We start from the raw sequence: 17126 nt of genomic DNA, 5'->3' as shown, positions 1-17126 counted from the left end.
ATAGGCTTGTGATGTACTCTCGTCAGTTATACGAGATAGTCGTTGAACGTTCATCTTATCGCTTTTGACTTAGATGATTCGAGGCGGAAGACCCATTGTTCTAGTGTTTAGGATTTAACCTTGCACGATCTGATTAATTTTTTCTGCTTTCGCAACATTCACGCTCGCCATTTCTAGCCACGTTGTAGTTCAATCAGCTTTAGGGATTGCCCGCAGTTAACCCTCACTACTAGCCAATCACTTGACTAGCAGGGCTTACTGATATATTTAATTAACTTTCGTTATAATTGGTTAAATAAATCGTAACAGTTAGTTACCCTTTATTACCAGAAAAGGATCTTTTATATTTTTCAAATCAAAATAACGACGTAGCTTTCCACTCGAAATACTATAGTAGGGAATGCCTTCCTTTTCTATAATCGTTTTCTCAATACCTTGATGAGAACCAATGTAAGAGATATCCCAGTTGTCTTCTTGTAAATATGGGATAATGGCTAAATTAGGTGTTACATGTCCTGCCGAACCGCCACCTGTAAAGACTATTTTCTTCATACGTCTCCCCCTTCTAGACTATAATACACTAAAATATCTTGCCTCAGGGTGAGAAAATACCATAGCCGTTACGGACGCTTCTGGCTCCATCATGAATCCTTCTGTTAATGAAATACCTATTTCCTCTGGATGAATTAAGCGAAATAGCTTTTCTTGATCTGCAAGTTCTGGACACGCCGGATAACCAAATGACACGCGTATTCCTCTATATTTCGTACGGAAACGTTCTTCCATCGTCAGTTCAGGTGAGTCTGGAATGCCCCAGCGGTCACGAATGAGCATATGTGTTTTTTCAGCAAGTCCTTCTGCTAATTCAAGCGCTAACGATTGAATGGCATGACTACGTAAGTAATCACCTTTCGCCTTCCACTCTTCAGCAATGTCCCGAACTCCTTCCCCAACCGTAACAGATAAGAAAGCAACATAGTCCATCTCATCTCCAATTGGGCGCAAATAATCGCCTAAAGTACGATAGGGAGCCTTTCCTTGTCTAGGGAATGTGAAACGCTCTATAACACGCGTATGATCTTCTGGATCATATATTACAATGTTTTGTCCGTCGCTTTGCGCTGGGAAAAATTGATACACTGCTTTCGGCTTTAACCAAGATTGTCCTTCCTGCAATAATTCATCTATTAAATCATTTAATTCATGTGCTCTCTTATCTCCCTCTTTCAAAAGCTTCTTCACATTTCCTTTTAATCCAAGGTGATGCCCAAGTAGCATTTGTCTATTTAAAAATGGAGCGAGATGAAGAGCCGGAATATCGCGTAATACAATTCGTTTTGTTGAATCAGGCACCATAACCTCAGCCTTCGGTAATGGCTCAATTACTGCTGGAATTTCTACTTTCTTCTCCTCTTTTTTTACGATATGAAGATGACGTTCTTTTTTATCCTGTTTCATCTTCTCACGCTCTTCTTCTTTTTGAAGCTTATTAATAATATCGAGCCCCGTCATCGCATCACTCGCATAACAAACGAGCCCTTTATATGATGGTGAAATTCGATTATCTGTAAACTTTCTCGTTAATGCTGCACCACCTACAACAATGGGCACATCAATATTTGCTGCTTTTAAATCTTCAGCAGTCGTTACCATTTGTTGCGCTGATTTTACTAATAAACCTGAAAGGCCTATAATGTCCGGCTTCTTTTCTTGTACTTCTTGAACAATTCGATCCGAACGTACATTAATTCCTAAATTAATAATCTCATATCCGTTATTCGCTAAAATAATTTCAACGAGATTTTTCCCAATATCATGCACATCACCTTTTACAGTTGCTAATAATACTTTCCCTTTTTTTGCACTATCGCTAGATTCCATATGTGGCTCTAAATAACTTACAGCAGCTTTCATACTTTCGGCACTTTGCAGTACTTCAGCAACAATAAGTTCATTATTATTAAATAGTCGTCCTACCTCATCCATCCCTGTCATAAGCGGACCGTTAATAATATCAAGAGGTTTTCTTCCTTCTTCAAGTGCAAGACTTAAATCCTCGTGTAATCCTTGTTTCGTACCTTCTACAATATAATTTGCTAGTCGTTCATCTAGCGTTAACGTTTCTTGCACAACGACATCTTTCTTTTTAGCGACTCGGTAAAAGTTTGTAAATTCTTCTAACGTCTCTTTCGTCGTTTCAAACAGTAATGCATCTGCAAGGTGTTTTTCTTCCTCTGGAATCGACGCATAGCGTTCTAATTTTTCCGTATTAACAATCGCGTAATCTAATCCAGCCTTCGTAGCATGATATAAAAAGACGGAATTCAATACTTCACGTCCAGCCGGTGGTAAACCAAATGATATGTTACTTACACCTAAAATCGTTAAACACTCTGGTAACGCTTCTTTAATAAGGCGAATGCCCTCTATAGTCGCTGCCGCTGAACCAATATATTCTTCATCACCTGTCCCTACTGGAAACACAAGTGCATCAAAAATAATATCTGACGGGCGTATCCCATATTTCGTCGTTAATAATTCGTAACTTCTTTTTGCAATTTCTAATTTTCTTTCAGCACTTACTGCCATACCATCTTCATCGATTGTACCAACTACAATTGCAGCACCATACTTACGAAGAAGCGGTGTTACCTTTTCAAAACGCTCTTCTCCATCTTCTAAATTAATAGAGTTGATAACAGCTTTTCCTTGAATATAAGTAAGTGCTCTTGCCATAACATTTTCATCCGTTGAATCAATCATAATCGGTACTTTTAACACTTTCGTAACTTCTGTCAAAAATTTCTCCATATCTTCTATTTCATCACGATCAGGATCTGCCATACAAATATCAATAATATGAGCATTTTTCTTCACTTGCGCTCTTGCCACTTCAGCAGCCTCTTCAAATTTCCCTTCTGCTACTAATCGTTTAAATTTACGTGATCCAATAACATTCGTTCTTTCACCTACAAATAACGGTCTCATAGACTCATCATATTGCAGTGCCTCTAATCCACTAATTCCATGTCCTTCTCTCTCATGATGGTCACGAGGCTTAAGAGATGCTAGTGCTTCTTTCATTGCTTTTATATGTTCTGGTGTCGTGCCACAACAACCACCGATAATATTAATCCATCCTTCTTCAGCAAATCGCTTCACCTTTTCAGCGAGAGAAGATGGAGACTCATGGTAATGTCCATCTTCATCAGGAAGACCTGCATTTGGATAACAAGAAATGTAACACTCCGATAAATCAGATAGTGAACGAATATGGTCCCTCATAAACTCCGGACCAGTCGCACAATTTAACCCAACAGATAATGGTTTCATATGTTCTACTGATAAATAAAAAGCTTCAATTGTTTGCCCAGCCAGAGTCGTTCCCATTGGCTCAATCGTTCCTGAAATCATAATAGGAACCGTTTTTTTCAGTTCTTCAAAAGCAGCTTGAATTCCAATATAAGCTGCTTTCACGTTACGCATATCTTGACTCGTCTCAACGAGTAATACATCAACTTCCCCTTTTAATAATCCTCGTGCCTGCCTTGTATAAGCCTCAATCAATTCTTCAAAAGTCACACCACCAGTAACACTAATTGCTTTCGTTGTTGGTCCCATCGCTCCCGCAACATATACTTCCTTACCGCTTTCTTTAACAGCTTGCTTCGCCAAAAGTGCTGCCTTTTCATTTAGTTCTTCATCTAAATGAGACAGCTCATAATCACTTAGTACAATATTCGTTGCCCCAAATGTATTTGTTTCAATAATATCCGCTCCAGCTTCAATATAAGCTTTATGAATCTTTAAAATAACGTCTGGTCTTGTTTCTACTAAATATTCATTACAGCCCTCGTACTCTTCTCCTCCGAAATCTTCAGCAGTTAAATCCTCTTGCTGAATCATTGTTCCCATTGCACCATCTAATATTAAAATGCTATTTTGTAATTTTTCTTCTATACACTTCATCAATTAATACCTTCTTTCACTTCTTGCTTTTCTCTTACATATTTAACAAGATGTTCTGTAATTTCATATTTTAAAAATGGTGTAATAAGATAAATACCATTAAAATATTTCATCGCTGCGTCGATCAATTCTTGCGAAATGCGAATCCCTTCCTCAATTGCCGCCTCTTTCGTTTCGTGTCCATCCATTCTCTCTCTTATTTCTTCTGGAAGAGTAATACCCGGTACCTCAAAATGAAGAAAATCTGCATTCCGCTTACTTACTAACGGCATAATTCCAATAAAAATAGGTTGTTCCAAATGCTTTGTCGCTTCATACACTTCTTCAATTAACGCGATATCGTAAATTGGCTGAGTTAAAAAATATTCCGCTCCAGCATCTATTTTTCGTTCCATTCGCTTAACCGCTGCTTTTAAGTGCCTCACGTGAGGATTAAATGCGCCGCCTACAGAAAACCTTGTCGCCGGTCCAATTGATTTCCCTAAAATTGAACGTCCATCGTTCATTTCTTTAATCATTTTAATGAGCTCAATAGAGGACAAATCGTATACAGAAGTTGCACCAGGAAAATCACCAACGCGCGCTGGATCACCAGTTAAAGCTAACACTTCTTCCATCCCTAACGCCGATAAACCTAACAAATGAGATTGTAGTCCAATGACGTTATGATCCCTACACGTTAAATGTGTCAATACCGGGATATCATGCTTCGTTAATAACGCACCCATTGCCATATTAGAAATACGAGGCGATGCTAATGAATTATCTGCTAGAGTAATAGCATCTGCTCCCGCTCTTTTTAAAGCTCTTGCTCCTTCAAAAAACCGCTGTGTATCTAACGTTTTCGGTGGATCTAATTCCACTACAACTGTCGTTTGTTTTTTCGCTTTCTCTGCTAGAGTGACGTGAGCCTTCGAACGTTTCTCATGCGTATGAACAACTTTCGGCCTTTGAATGGTGTCTTTTTCTATTACAGGTGTAACATTCGCAACAGCGTGCTTCATACTTTGAATATGTTCTGGAGTCGTACCACAACAACCACCTAATAACCGAATACCTTGCTCAATAAATCTCGGCGTCATCGCCTCAAAATAAGCTGGGCTTCCCTCATATACGTAACGTCCCTCCACATAATTCGGGAGACCTGCATTTGGGTATGCTGATAAATAGCCATTTTGCGGAATCGATATCATTTTGAAAGCCTCCGTCATATGAAGCGGCCCTAGTTGACAATTTAATCCAACAACATTTGCACCGTAATCTATAAGTTGCTTTAATATTTCATTGACATCATTTCCATTTTGAGTCGTACCTGCTTCATGTAACGCTAATTGAGCAACAATTGGAATGTTCGTTTGCTTACGTAATACTTTAACAGCATGAAGTAATTCAAATTCATCGTAAAAAGTTTCTAATAGTAATCCATCAACCTGTTCTTCTAGTAAAGCCCCTGCCTGTTCAAGTAGCATAAACTCCCTTTCCATATCAGTCGTTGTAACGGCTCCGATATGTTTCATACCACCAATTGTTCCTAAAATTGCATTTTTATCTGTAACAGATGCTTTCGCCAGTTTTACTGCCGCTCTATTAATTTCTGTAACTTGATTTTCTAAGCCGTACATACGTAATTTCGCCTCATTTGCTCCATACGTATTCGTTTGAATTACATCTGCTCCAGCAGCTACATATTGTTTATGAATCGATATAATTAAGTCTGGATCAGATACATTCAATTCTTCAAAGCTACTTTGCAAGCCATGTGAATGCAATAACGTCCCAACCGCACCATCACCTATTACAATTCCTTTTGATAATAAATCTAGTAATTTCACGAATCTCCCTCATTTCTATCAATATAAAAACCCCCTCTTCACTTTGAAGAGGGGGACATAATCGTTCCTCCTCTTATTATGCAAAACATTCGTTTTGCAGGTATTAGCACCGTTTCAAACATTTCGTTTGAAGGTTGCCGGGTTTCACAGGGCCTTTCCCTCCACCGCTCTCAATAAGAGTTGTCTTTATTATTTTATTTATGTAGCTAAAAGGAAATGCGTTCCCCTTTTAACAATGTTTGTTAATTTTTTAATAAATTTAGCATGCACAAAAGTAAAAGTCAATGACACTTGCGGAAAAATAAAAATTTTTCAAAATAAAGTTGCAATTCAATTATCTTTTGTTGTAAAGTTAAAAACATAATAAAAATTTCATACGAACATTCTTATCTAGAGAGGTAGAGGGACTGGCCCTGTGACGCCTCAGCAACCATTAACATTTTGTTAATAAGGTGCTAATTCCAGCAAATTGTGAAAGATTTGACAGATGAGAAGAAGACTCTATTCAAACCGAAAGCCTTCTTCTTAGAAGGCTTTTTTTATTTTATATTCACTTAATGTTTCAATTTAAAAAGGAGGAATTTTCACATGTCAACAATCGAAACAAAACTAGCACAAATCGGAAATCGCAGTGAAACTACAACTGGAACGGTTAATCCACCAGTTTATTTCTCAACCGCTTATCGTCATGAAGGAATTGGTAAATCTACTGGCTTTGACTATTCACGAACTGGCAATCCAACTCGAGGTCTTTTAGAACAGGCAATCGCAGACTTAGAATATGGCGAACAAGGTTATGCCTGTAGTTCAGGGATGGCGGCTGTTCTCCTCGTCCTTTCTCTATTCCGCTCTGGAGACGAACTTATTGTATCTGAAGATTTATACGGTGGAACGTATCGATTATTTTCTGAACATGAAAAAAAGTGGAATGTTCGATGTAGATACGTAAATACACAGTCTATTAAACAAATTGAGCAAGCTATCACAACTGAAACGAAGGCTATTTTCATAGAAACTCCAACTAATCCATTAATGCAAGTTACTGATATTGCTGCTGTCGCAACTGTAGCGAAAAGGCACGGACTACTTCTTATTGTAGACAACACATTCTACACACCTTATATACAGCAACCATTAACAGAAGGTGCTGACATTGTACTTCACAGCGCAACGAAATATTTAGGGGGACATAACGATGTACTAAGCGGACTTGTCGTTGCAAAAGGAAAGGAACTTTGTGAAGAAATCGCTCATTATCATAATGCATCAGGTGCAGTTTTAAGCCCATTTGACTCATGGTTATTAATTCGCGGTATGAAAACGTTAGCGCTTCGCATGAGACAGCATGAAGAAAATGCGAAAGCAGTTGTTGCATATTTAAATGATGAAGACGGGGTGACAGATGTATTTTATCCTGGAAGAGGCGGCATGATTTCATTTCGCCTTAAAGATGAAGCTTGGATTAATCCATTCTTACAATCTTTATCCTTAATTACATTTGCCGAAAGTCTTGGTGGTGTAGAAAGTTTAATGACTTATCCAGCAACGCAAACACATGCTGATATTCCTGAAGAAATTAGAACAGCAAACGGTGTATGTAATCGTCTTCTTCGATTCTCCGTTGGCATTGAAAATAGTAACGATTTAATTCAAGACTTAAAGCAAGCCATTAAACTTGTAAAAGAAGGTGTAAGAATATGAGTTATTCTATAGATACACTCTTACTACACAACCAATATAAACATGACTCGCAAACAGGAGCTGTGAACGTTCCTATCTATAACACATCAACTTTTCACCAGTTTGATGTAGATACGTTCGGAAAATATGACTATAGCAGGTCAGGAAATCCAACTCGTGAAGCTCTTGAAGATATCATTGCTTTATTAGAAGGTGGAACAAAGGGATTCGCCTTTGCATCAGGCATTGCAGCGATTTCCACTGCATTCCTCCTTCTTTCACAAGGTGATCACATACTCATTTCAGAAGATGTATACGGAGGCACTTACCGAGTGATAACTGAGGTACTTTCCCGTTACGGTGTTTCACATACATTTGTTGATATGACCAATTTAGAAGAAATAAAACAAAGCATTAAACCAAATACAAAGCTCTTTTATGTAGAAACACCTTCTAATCCACTTTTAAAGGTGACAGATATTCGCGAGGTTTCTAAACTTGCAAAATCTATTGGGGCTCTTACTTTTGTTGATAATACATTTTTGACACCACTATTCCAAAAACCACTTGAACTTGGAGCTGATGTTGTTCTTCATAGTGCCACAAAATTTATTGCTGGGCATAGTGATGTTACTGCCGGATTAGCAGTAGTAAAAGATGCAGAACTCGCTCAAAAGCTTGGATTTTTACAAAATGCATTCGGTGCTATTTTAGGACCTCAAGATTGTTCTCTCGTACTTCGCGGTCTAAAAACATTACATGTACGCCTCGAGCATTCAGCTAAAAATGCCAATAAAATTGCACATTATTTACAAGAGCACGCTAAAGTACAAAATGTCTATTATCCGGGATTACAAACACATCTCGGATTTGATATTCAACAATCTCAAGCAACATCAGCTGGAGCAGTCTTATCATTTACTTTGCAGTCAGAAGATGCACTCCGCCAATTTTTATCAAAAGTAAAATTACCTGTTTTTGCAGTTAGTTTAGGAGCTGTAGAGTCAATTCTTTCTTATCCAGCAAAAATGTCACATGCAGCACTGTCGCAAGAAGCTCGTGATGAAAGAGGAATCTCTAATTCATTACTTCGGTTATCAGTCGGTCTTGAAAATGTTAACGATTTAATATCCGATTTTGAAAATGCCCTTTCTTATGTAGAAGAACCTGTAAATGCATAGGGAAAAAAGAAGATATGAGAATAGGTTTTCATATCTTCTTTTTATGCGATTTAGTTATAGTCATTTGAAAGTTTTCTTATAGTCCATAAAAAATAAAAGTATATCATCTATTTCTAAATAATGGATTAATTGATATATTAAGAAATAAAAAAGGGGTAAAAATAATGGATACTTGTGCAGATATTTTAATCGTTATCGATTTACAAAATGGCGTATGTTATGGCGGAGAGCATTTATTTGATTTACAGAACTTACTAACAAAAGTAAATAAAAGAATTTCTTCATACAGAAAATTAAATAAACCAATCCTTTTTGTTCAACATTGTGATGATGATTTAGTACCCGAGAAAGAACTTTGGGCTATTCATACCGATCTTGATGTTCAAGAACAAGATTTTTTTGTAAGAAAAACACATGCAAATTCATTTTATAAAACAAACTTAAAAGAAATTTTAGATCAATTATCTGTAAATCGCATTGAATTTTGCGGTGCCCAAACAGAGTACTGTATGGATGCTACGATTAAGTTTGCCCACGGACTGGGATACGAAAACTTTATGGTACAGAAAACAACCTCTACGTTGAATAATCCTTTTATGTCCGCAAAAGAGACAATTGATTTTTACGAGAACATATGGAATCACAGATTTTTAACGTTGCTAAAAGATGAATTTTAGAATAAATGACTAATGACTTGATTATCCTAAGATTTATCAGCCGTAATCAAATATTTCATTATCACCATAAAGAAGCGAATTACATTCAGCTTCTTTTCTTTTAACCTGTTTTATATTCTATATATATCATTATAATTCCTTTGTCATATTATTTTAAAAATTTCGTATATTCATTTGAAAGAATAAGAAAATCATGATAAAATTGTGTTACAAATATATCTATATCTTTCAATTTTTAAAACGCATCGAAATTTTCACCCAAAAATGTCATTTTACAAAAACGTGCTAATTTACCTATTTTATTTACATCATGGTCTCTTTTCTTACAATTTCTTTACTTTAGGACTTTTTTTCTGCAACAACTATTTTCTTTTCTTTAAATTTTTGGTATGTATAGTATGGTATAATAGCTCACACGGAGGTGGAAAAGAACATGTTAGAAACCTTTCAAAAAGAATTAGAACTATATGAAAGTAATGCAGAATTATTAAAAGTGCTGGCTCATCCTGTTCGTTTATGTATCGTAAAAGGATTAATTGAGCGCGGTCCAAGCAACGTTTCTACAATGTACACTGGCTTAAACATGCCACAATCTACAATTTCACAGCATTTAGCAAAATTAAAAAGCGCTAAAATCGTTTCTAGTGAAAGAAAAGGATTGGAAATTTATTACAAAGTAGAGAACGAAACAATAATTCAACTCGTTCGCGTATTATTAGGTTAGGGACTAATAATCGAAGAAAAAGAACGTATTCTATATTTTTTATCTCATATCTTTAATATAAATATATATCATGAGAGGAAATATATAATACTACATAAGTCGTATTAAAAAACAAGACACAGTATATACTGTGTCTTGTTTTTTATATTGTTACATACCGCTCCAAATGTAAATGTTGCATATCTTTTGTATGTATAACAACATCAAACGCACTCCCTACTCCTCCATTCAAAATCATAGAACGAACTGCTCGATTTTGTTTTTGTGTTTCAGAAAAAGGATTCATATCTTGATGGCTCGTAAGCTGTTCTAATATCCCCGCAGCTAACAAGAACTCAGATTGTTTCTTATGCCATACCGCACTCATTCCTTGCAGACTAAACATCTCCTTTAGCTCGTCCCAATGAATATGAGTAGTAAGATCCATTTCACCTGGATGCGCTAGTGGGTTACGTATTAGCTTATGCTGATAATAACCTCGCAAACTTCCTTCACGGTGTGCTGGATGCATCCATTCTTCTTTTGTGTATCCGTAATCAACTGTAATACATATACCTTTTTGAAACCATTTCGCAATTTCTTTTACATACTCCTCCATCACAAGTGGTACTTCAAAACGTTGCCCTTCAGCAATATGAATATTATATTTCAATAAATATCGACCAATTCTTTTATCTAACGGCCTACATATTTCTGAAAGGCTTCCTTCCTCTGTATATGTAATACGCACTTCATACAACATACCATTTCTTTTCTCAATTATTTCAACAGGAAATGCATCAAACAACTCATTCGAAAAAAGAATTCCCTCGAAAGAATCTCCCATTTCACTATAAGAGGTATAGTACGATACATTAGAAAATGAGCCAAGGTGCTCCTGCTGTAATTTCCTATGAAAAGGGCTCACTTCAATCATTGAATAGTTTAAATCAATAAAGGTTTTTGGAGATAATTGCTTCCATTCTTGTAAAACATCATAGGCAAACTTTCCAGTTCCCCCACCAACCTCACAAATATTCGAAGCAACTTCACCATTTTCAACAAGACGAATAAAAAGTTTAGCAAAAGTTTTTGCAAAAACAGAGGATACATTGCTACTTGTAAAAAAATCCCCTTGTCTTCCAATCTTTTCACGTTCTTTCATATAATATCCATGACCTTCTGTATACAATACAAGGTTCATATACGTACTATATGAAATTGAATAATCCTTTTCTTTCCCCATCCATTCTCTTAAAATGAGCTCCATTCCCATAATGACTCCTTATTGTACAAACGGATTATTTTCTTTTTCAAAACCAATGCTTGTTTCTGGACCATGTCCACATAACACTGCTGTCTCATCTGGTAATACAAATAATTTCTCTTCAATACTTCCAATTAATTCAGCAAAACTTCCACCAGGCAAATCTGTTCTTCCAATGCTCATTTGGAACAATACATCTCCTGAGAATACAGCATTTGCCTCTTTACTATAATAAGAAATACTTCCTGGAGAATGTCCTGGCGTCTCAAAAATTTCAAAATTAAATGATCCAATTGTTAATGTACCTTCTGCATCAATAATATGATCCGCTGGTTTTGCTGTAATACTGCGGTTCATCATAAAAATTTGAGAGCCGTTTACAGTTGCATCTCCTAACCAATCTGCTTCTTCTTTATGTACGTATACAGGAATATGAAAAGCGTCTCTTACCGCATCAACAGCACCGATATGATCAAAGTGAGCATGCGTTAATAAAACAGCCAATGGTTTTAATTGTTCTTCTTGTAAATATGTAACGAGCTTTTCACCTTCGTGACCAGGGTCAAAGATAATGCACTCTTTTTGATCGTTCATTAAAATATAAGCATTTGTTTGTAATGGGCCTAACGGCATTTGTATCCATTTCATATGAAAATCTCCTCCAGTTATTAAACTTACTTTTAATGATACAACATTTCTTTCTCTTAGGAAAAGAAAGGATGCTATCTCGACAATCATTTTTAAAACATGTACAATATAAAAGAGTAAATATTCCAAAAACTCATAATAAGAAATGGGTAGACAGAGGAGGATATTGCATGGGCCTTGTTATTATTTTTACACTTGTCACTCTGTTAGCTGTATTTGCTACGCTTAGAACACTTCGTGAAAAAAACTTTTTCGCGAGCGGCTTTGCAATTGCAACTGTACTCGTTTTCGGATGGTTTACGATCATGACTGTTCTATATAACGGGTATCCACCAGCAGCTTAATTCGTTTACACTTTATTCTTCATCGAGATTTCACACAAAAAGAGGAAGGGTTCCCCCTTCCTCTTTTCATATTTCAAAACTTATATCATCTTCGCTTCGTATTTGTGCTTTTTTACAAGCCAAGCTCCTCCGATAACACCTGCATCATTACCAAGTGTTGCAATAGCTAACTTCGTGCTCTTTACAGCACGTGAGAAAGCGTATTGCTCGAAATAGCGTTGAATTGGTTCTAATAGCGCATCTCCAGCTTTAGACACGCCTCCACCAATAACAATTTTCTCTGGGTTCAACGTACTAGATAGGTTCGCTACAGCTAACCCTAAATAAGAAGCTACCTTTTCTACTACTTCGCCTGCTAATTCATCACCTTGTCCAAGTGCTTCAAAGACATCTTTTGATGTAATACGTCCTTCTTCAGCTAACATAGAACGCAACATGCTTTCTTTATTAGTCTCTTGTATTTTTTGCATAGCAACACGTACAATACCTGTCGCAGATGCTACTGTTTCTAAGCAACCAGACTTCCCGCAATTACATGGGAAAGCATTTTCTGTAACTACTGTAATATGTCCAATCTCACCAGCAGCACCACTCACGCCGTGTACAATCTCACCATTGGCGATTACACCACCACCAACGCCCGTACCAAGTGTCATGCAGATTAAATCTTTTGCACCTTCACCAGCACCTTTCCACATTTCACCAAGCGCTGCTAAGTTTGCATCATTATCAATAACAACAGGTAATCCTGTTTCTACTTCTAATAAATCTTTTAGCGGATAGTTTTTCCACCCTAAATTAACCGCTTCATAAATCATTCCAGATGCCACATGTACAGGGCCAGGAGCTCCCATACCAATACCAATTAACTTGCTCTTCAATTCGCCTAATTCTTCTAGCTTTTTATCAATTGCTTTCGCAACATCAAGTGTAATATGTTTTCCTTGCTCACCTGTATTTGTAGGGATTTCCCACTTATGTAAAATTTCACCGTATACATTAATAAATGCTAATTTAATCGTTGTACCACCAAGGTCAACACCAACTAACCATTTCTCTTCCATGTTGCTTACCTACCTTTATCTAATTCTTATTTAGCTCTTTTTGAATTTCTTGCTTCAATAAAAATAAAGCTGTTTGATAGTCTTGTGGATCGATTAGCTGTGATTGATTTAATTCACGCAATTCATCTTGCATTAATTGTAAATCTGCAATTCGATCTCCCGTATAAATAATCGTACCAAATTTCTTTAGCAATTGCTGAATATCATAAATAGATACCATTTCATCACCCTCTATGCTCACTTACTATAAAAATTATAATAAGAAAACGTTCACATATTTTATTATAATCAAGAAGAAAAAGTCTCGTCAATTTTTATTTGTCTATACAAGCTCATTTATAAGCATTGTTCCTTTTTCTGTAATAATTTTTTCTATATTTTTATCAAATGGCTCTACCGGAATGTGTTTTACCATTTGAAAATCATATGCTAATGATAGCGTTTTCCCTTTATAATGCACGAGATAACGATCATAATAGCCCCCGCCGTATCCAATCCGTTCTCCTCGCTCTGTATAAGCTACGCCTGGCACAATTTGAAGATCAATGTCATCCGCACTCACTTCTTCCGTAAGTCCCGGAATCGGTTCACGTAAATTCATGTACACCGTTTCTAATTGATCAAAATCACTAATTTTCCGGAAGGACATCGTTCTTGTTCCTTTATTACACTTAGGAACTACAACTTTCTTTCCTTCTTCCCAAGCTTTTTCGATAATAGGATATGTATTCACTTCATTTTCCATTGAGAGAGTAATTCCAATTGTTTTAGCTTCAACCCACTCTTTTTGCGCATACAACGAAAATGCAATCTGTTCTGATAAAGTTGTATATTGTTCTTCTGATAAAGAATTCATGTGTTCTATTATTTGTTTACGCAAACGCACTTTCTCTTCTTTCACACATTCTCCTCCTTACAGTGACACTTTACTCTATGATGATAGTGTATCACTTTTAACATAGGAATCGAATAAAAAAAGAAACAGTAGGAAAATATTCCTACTGCTTACTTTGTTTCACGGTGTAACGTAGACTTCTTGTCACGCTTGCAATACTTTTTAAGCTCGATACGCTCAGCGTTGTTACGTTTATTTTTCTTTGAGATATAGTTACGATCTCCGCATTCTGTACATGCTAGAGTAATATTCACACGCATTCTTATTTCCCTCCAGTACTAATAACTTAAATCAGACTATACTATAATACCACTTTTAAAATAAAAATTCTACACCTTTTGATATTGTCTAATTTTTTCTATAAGATTTTTCATGTTTTCCCTTGCTATTACTGGGTTTCTAGCATGTGAATACACTAAAAATTTTGGTTGTTTTGTGTCAGAAACGATATAAGACCACTCTTTTTCAGTATATTTGAACTGTACTCCTTCAAATATACCTTCTCCCTTCCTTTCAATATCATCCAATAATTTCCTCATAATTTTCCCTTTTTCATTCCATGAACATACCACTTCATCATAAAGTAAATAGAGCGGAGGTGATTGCTCTACTATGCTCAGAAACGTTTTTCCTTGCAATGCTATTAGCTCAAATAATTTTCCAATTCGATATAAAATATCTCGCTTCCACCTTACTTGAAACGACTTCCTTTCATCCTGCGTATAAAACAGAAGATAACATTCTCCTAATTTCAAAGACATTGGGTAAATATTTCCTGTAGATTCGAGTAAGAAATCTGGAATATCTACCTCTTCCAAATCTGTACCCTGGTAAATATTACTATGTTTATCGTATAACTCGAAATGATTTCCTTGCTCAGAAAACATAAGAGCCATATTCGCTTTACTTGATTTCATCAAAGCTTTCACATGATCTTTTTGTTCGCTTGCATAAATCCATGTAACTGTACAACCAAGTCTTTGTAGAAAGAGCATAAGTAAATGTTGCAACGTATCATTTCTCTTATTAATAAGAAGATGAAACTTCTGCATCTGTATTTTCTCGATATCAATATGCCCCAATATAACTTCTATATACTCATTCATAGAAACATGAACCAGCTTATTTCGCCCCATCTCTTTCTCATGCACGTAATAAAACAATTCGGACATATATACTTGTTCTATCTCTTTTTGCTGCTTATACGTTAACGGCATGCCAGCTTGACCATACAACTTTATAACAATCTCATTCTCATTCTCCACTTGAATGAAAACCCCACCTGCACATTGCAAATGATGAACACTATATTGAAAAAGTGACTCGTTCATTTCTTTGCATTCCATCGTATGAATCCCTATACCATGAATAGCATGTAAAAATAAATTTTTATAAGAGGTTGTTTCTATATTTTCTTGACTTCCAATTAATATACTTTCTCCTTTTGTAAAAAGAGAGCCATACGCCATCGCAATCTTCACGATAAACTGGGGAGTAATTTCAACATTCCCTCTTCCTACAATGCGGCTTTTTTGTAACCACCCTGCACTCATTTCACTCTCTTGAATACCAGCCGCTCCTACTATCGAATGACTATCAATCGCCTTATAAGGCCATAGTTTTCCTTTTTGCTTAATTATCGTACTTCTCCCGATATGACAGTGATCCGCTACAATGCTTTTTTGAAACAGTGTAACGTCATCTTCAACTATTGTACGCTCTCCTATTGTCGTTTCTAATAGTTCACAATACTTTCCAATATGGGCATTTGCAAAAACAATACTTTTTTGAAGATGAGAATAATTTGAAACGATACTATTTTTTCCAATAATAGAATATGGCTCAATTACAGCTCCTGTACCAATCTTTGCTCCTTCTCCAATGAAAGAGGGGCCATGAATTTTTGTCCCTTTCCCAATCGTCACCCCTTCTCCCATCCATACCATCGGTAATACTTCCGTATAAGGAATAGGTACTTGTAACTTTTTCGTTAACAAATCAAATTGTGCTTGTCGATATTGATTAAATGTGCCGATATCTAACCAATAACCTTCTGACAAATATGCGAATAACACATTTTTGTTTGCCAATAACGGAAACACATCATGACTGAAATCAAAAAATTGTCTAGGCGGTATGTAAGAAAAGATTTCTGGCTCCATAATATATATGCCTGTATTCACAACATTAGATACTACCTCATTCCAGCCCGGCTTTTCTATATATCGTGTAACCTCCTGGTCTTTATTCATTACAACCAATCCAAATGAGAGTGGATTTTCTACTTCTTTCACAAACATTGTTACCATTCTTCTCTTTTGTTCATGAAACCTAATTCCTTCTGATAATTGAAAGTCAGTTAATGCATCCCCGCTTATTACAACAAATGTTTCATCTAAAAATTGTTCTGCTTGTTTAATACTCCCTGCTGTACCAAGCGGAGGAGAGTCTTCAAAATAATACAAGTTAACTCCCCATTTACTACCATCACCAAAATATCGCTTAATCGTCGTACTCATATATTGAACAGTAATTGCAATTTCACGAATACCATGCTGGCGTAATAACTCAATATTGTATTCTAAAACTGGTTTTTCTAATAATGGTAACATCGGCTTTGGAGTATTACATGTTAATGGTCTAAGGCGTCTTCCTTTTCCTCCAGCTAAAATAACCCCCTTCATATACTTCAGCCTCCACTTATATAATGTTCAGTAGCTCCATATACCATATGTATATTCTCTATCCCACATGAACTAGCAGCATAAACTTGATTAGTTAAACGAATCCTCATTTAAAAGACCCTATAATTAAATTTCCCACCTATAAAAACGTACGTTTAAAACGACAAGAAAGCGCTTACTAT

14 protein-coding genes, 1 pseudogene and 2 riboswitches are annotated in these 17126 nt (G+C 36.1%); of the genes and pseudogenes, 5 read left to right on the top strand and 10 right to left on the bottom strand.

Going from position 1 to position 17126, the window contains the following annotated elements:
* Positions 1–315 precede the first annotated feature (315 nt).
* From CQ064_RS07155 to CQ064_RS07145, 3 genes and pseudogenes are all read right to left on the bottom strand, one after another.
* Positions 316–552, bottom strand: a pseudogene (locus CQ064_RS07155) (glycosyltransferase); the annotation flags it as partial.
* An 18-nt stretch (positions 553–570) separates the two neighbouring features.
* A complete protein-coding gene (gene metH / locus CQ064_RS07150; protein WP_000649720.1) occupies positions 571–3969 on the bottom strand; it encodes a methionine synthase in 3399 nt (1132 codons plus the stop codon).
* Positions 3969–5801, bottom strand: a complete 1833-nt coding sequence (locus CQ064_RS07145) for a bifunctional homocysteine S-methyltransferase/methylenetetrahydrofolate reductase (RefSeq protein ID WP_000770353.1) — start codon at positions 5799–5801, stop codon at positions 3969–3971. Before CQ064_RS07145 ends, metH begins: the two co-directional genes overlap by 1 nt.
* Positions 5802–5871: 70 nt before the next feature.
* A riboswitch (SAM riboswitch) is annotated at positions 5872–5981 on the bottom strand.
* A gap of 203 nt (positions 5982–6184) precedes the next feature.
* Positions 6185–6295: riboswitch (SAM riboswitch) on the top strand.
* Between the two features lie 94 nt (positions 6296–6389).
* Here CQ064_RS07145 and metI point away from each other — a divergent pair.
* From metI to CQ064_RS07125, 4 genes are all read left to right on the top strand, one after another.
* Positions 6390–7502 carry a cystathionine gamma-synthase/O-acetylhomoserine thiolyase gene (gene metI / locus CQ064_RS07140; RefSeq protein ID WP_000103889.1) on the top strand — a complete coding sequence of 371 codons (1113 nt, stop codon included), beginning with the start codon at positions 6390–6392 and terminating at the stop codon, positions 7500–7502.
* A complete protein-coding gene (gene metC / locus CQ064_RS07135) occupies positions 7499–8662 on the top strand; it encodes a cystathionine beta-lyase (protein WP_000122281.1) in 1164 nt (387 codons plus the stop codon). The genes metI and metC overlap by 4 nt, the downstream gene beginning before the upstream one ends.
* A 164-nt stretch (positions 8663–8826) precedes the next feature.
* Positions 8827–9339, top strand: coding sequence for a cysteine hydrolase family protein (locus tag CQ064_RS07130; protein ID WP_000379154.1), 513 nt, complete (start codon positions 8827–8829; stop codon positions 9337–9339).
* 433 nt (positions 9340–9772) lie between these two features.
* Positions 9773–10063, top strand: a complete 291-nt coding sequence (locus tag CQ064_RS07125) for an ArsR/SmtB family transcription factor (RefSeq protein ID WP_000894377.1) — start codon at positions 9773–9775, stop codon at positions 10061–10063.
* 142 nt (positions 10064–10205) lie between these two features.
* On the opposite strand, the gene CQ064_RS07120 is transcribed toward CQ064_RS07125, so the two are convergent.
* Together CQ064_RS07120 and CQ064_RS07115 are read right to left on the bottom strand one after the other, a co-directional pair.
* Positions 10206–11318 (bottom strand): class I SAM-dependent methyltransferase, encoded by a 1113-nt coding sequence (locus CQ064_RS07120; RefSeq protein ID WP_000525146.1) that lies wholly within the window; start codon positions 11316–11318, stop codon positions 10206–10208.
* 9 nt (positions 11319–11327) lie between these two features.
* Positions 11328–11957: an MBL fold metallo-hydrolase gene (locus CQ064_RS07115; RefSeq protein ID WP_000871226.1), complete on the bottom strand. Its 630-nt coding sequence runs from the start codon at positions 11955–11957 to the stop codon at positions 11328–11330.
* 170 nt (positions 11958–12127) lie between these two features.
* Between CQ064_RS07115 and CQ064_RS07110 the strand changes: the two genes are divergently transcribed.
* Complete coding sequence (locus tag CQ064_RS07110) at positions 12128–12301, top strand: DUF2759 domain-containing protein (protein ID WP_000524852.1); 174 nt, start codon at positions 12128–12130, stop codon at positions 12299–12301.
* Positions 12302–12381: 80 nt separating this feature from the next.
* On the opposite strand, the gene glcK is transcribed toward CQ064_RS07110, so the two are convergent.
* The 5 genes from glcK to CQ064_RS07085 form a co-directional block, all read right to left on the bottom strand.
* Positions 12382–13365, bottom strand: a complete 984-nt coding sequence (glcK, locus tag CQ064_RS07105) for a glucokinase (protein WP_000391701.1) — start codon at positions 13363–13365, stop codon at positions 12382–12384.
* 19 nt (positions 13366–13384) lie between these two features.
* The gene (locus CQ064_RS07100; protein ID WP_000253699.1) at positions 13385–13585 is read right to left on the bottom strand and encodes a YqgQ family protein; all 201 of its coding nucleotides are present in this window, start codon (positions 13583–13585) and stop codon (positions 13385–13387) included.
* A 102-nt stretch (positions 13586–13687) separates the two neighbouring features.
* Positions 13688–14266: a 5-formyltetrahydrofolate cyclo-ligase gene (locus CQ064_RS07095; RefSeq protein ID WP_000656861.1), complete on the bottom strand. Its 579-nt coding sequence runs from the start codon at positions 14264–14266 to the stop codon at positions 13688–13690.
* Between the two features lie 104 nt (positions 14267–14370).
* A complete protein-coding gene (gene rpmG, locus CQ064_RS07090) occupies positions 14371–14520 on the bottom strand; it encodes a 50S ribosomal protein L33 (RefSeq protein ID WP_001265616.1) in 150 nt (49 codons plus the stop codon).
* Positions 14521–14589: 69 nt separating this feature from the next.
* Positions 14590–16944: a sugar phosphate nucleotidyltransferase gene (locus tag CQ064_RS07085; protein ID WP_000679345.1), complete on the bottom strand. Its 2355-nt coding sequence runs from the start codon at positions 16942–16944 to the stop codon at positions 14590–14592.
* Between the last annotated feature and the right edge of the window lie 182 nt (positions 16945–17126).

This window comes from Bacillus sp. MYb78 (assembly GCF_002975115.1).
Classification (GTDB): Bacteria; Bacillota; Bacilli; order Bacillales; family Bacillaceae_G; genus Bacillus_A; species Bacillus_A cereus.
This window is presented reverse-complemented; position numbering and strand designations above follow the sequence as displayed.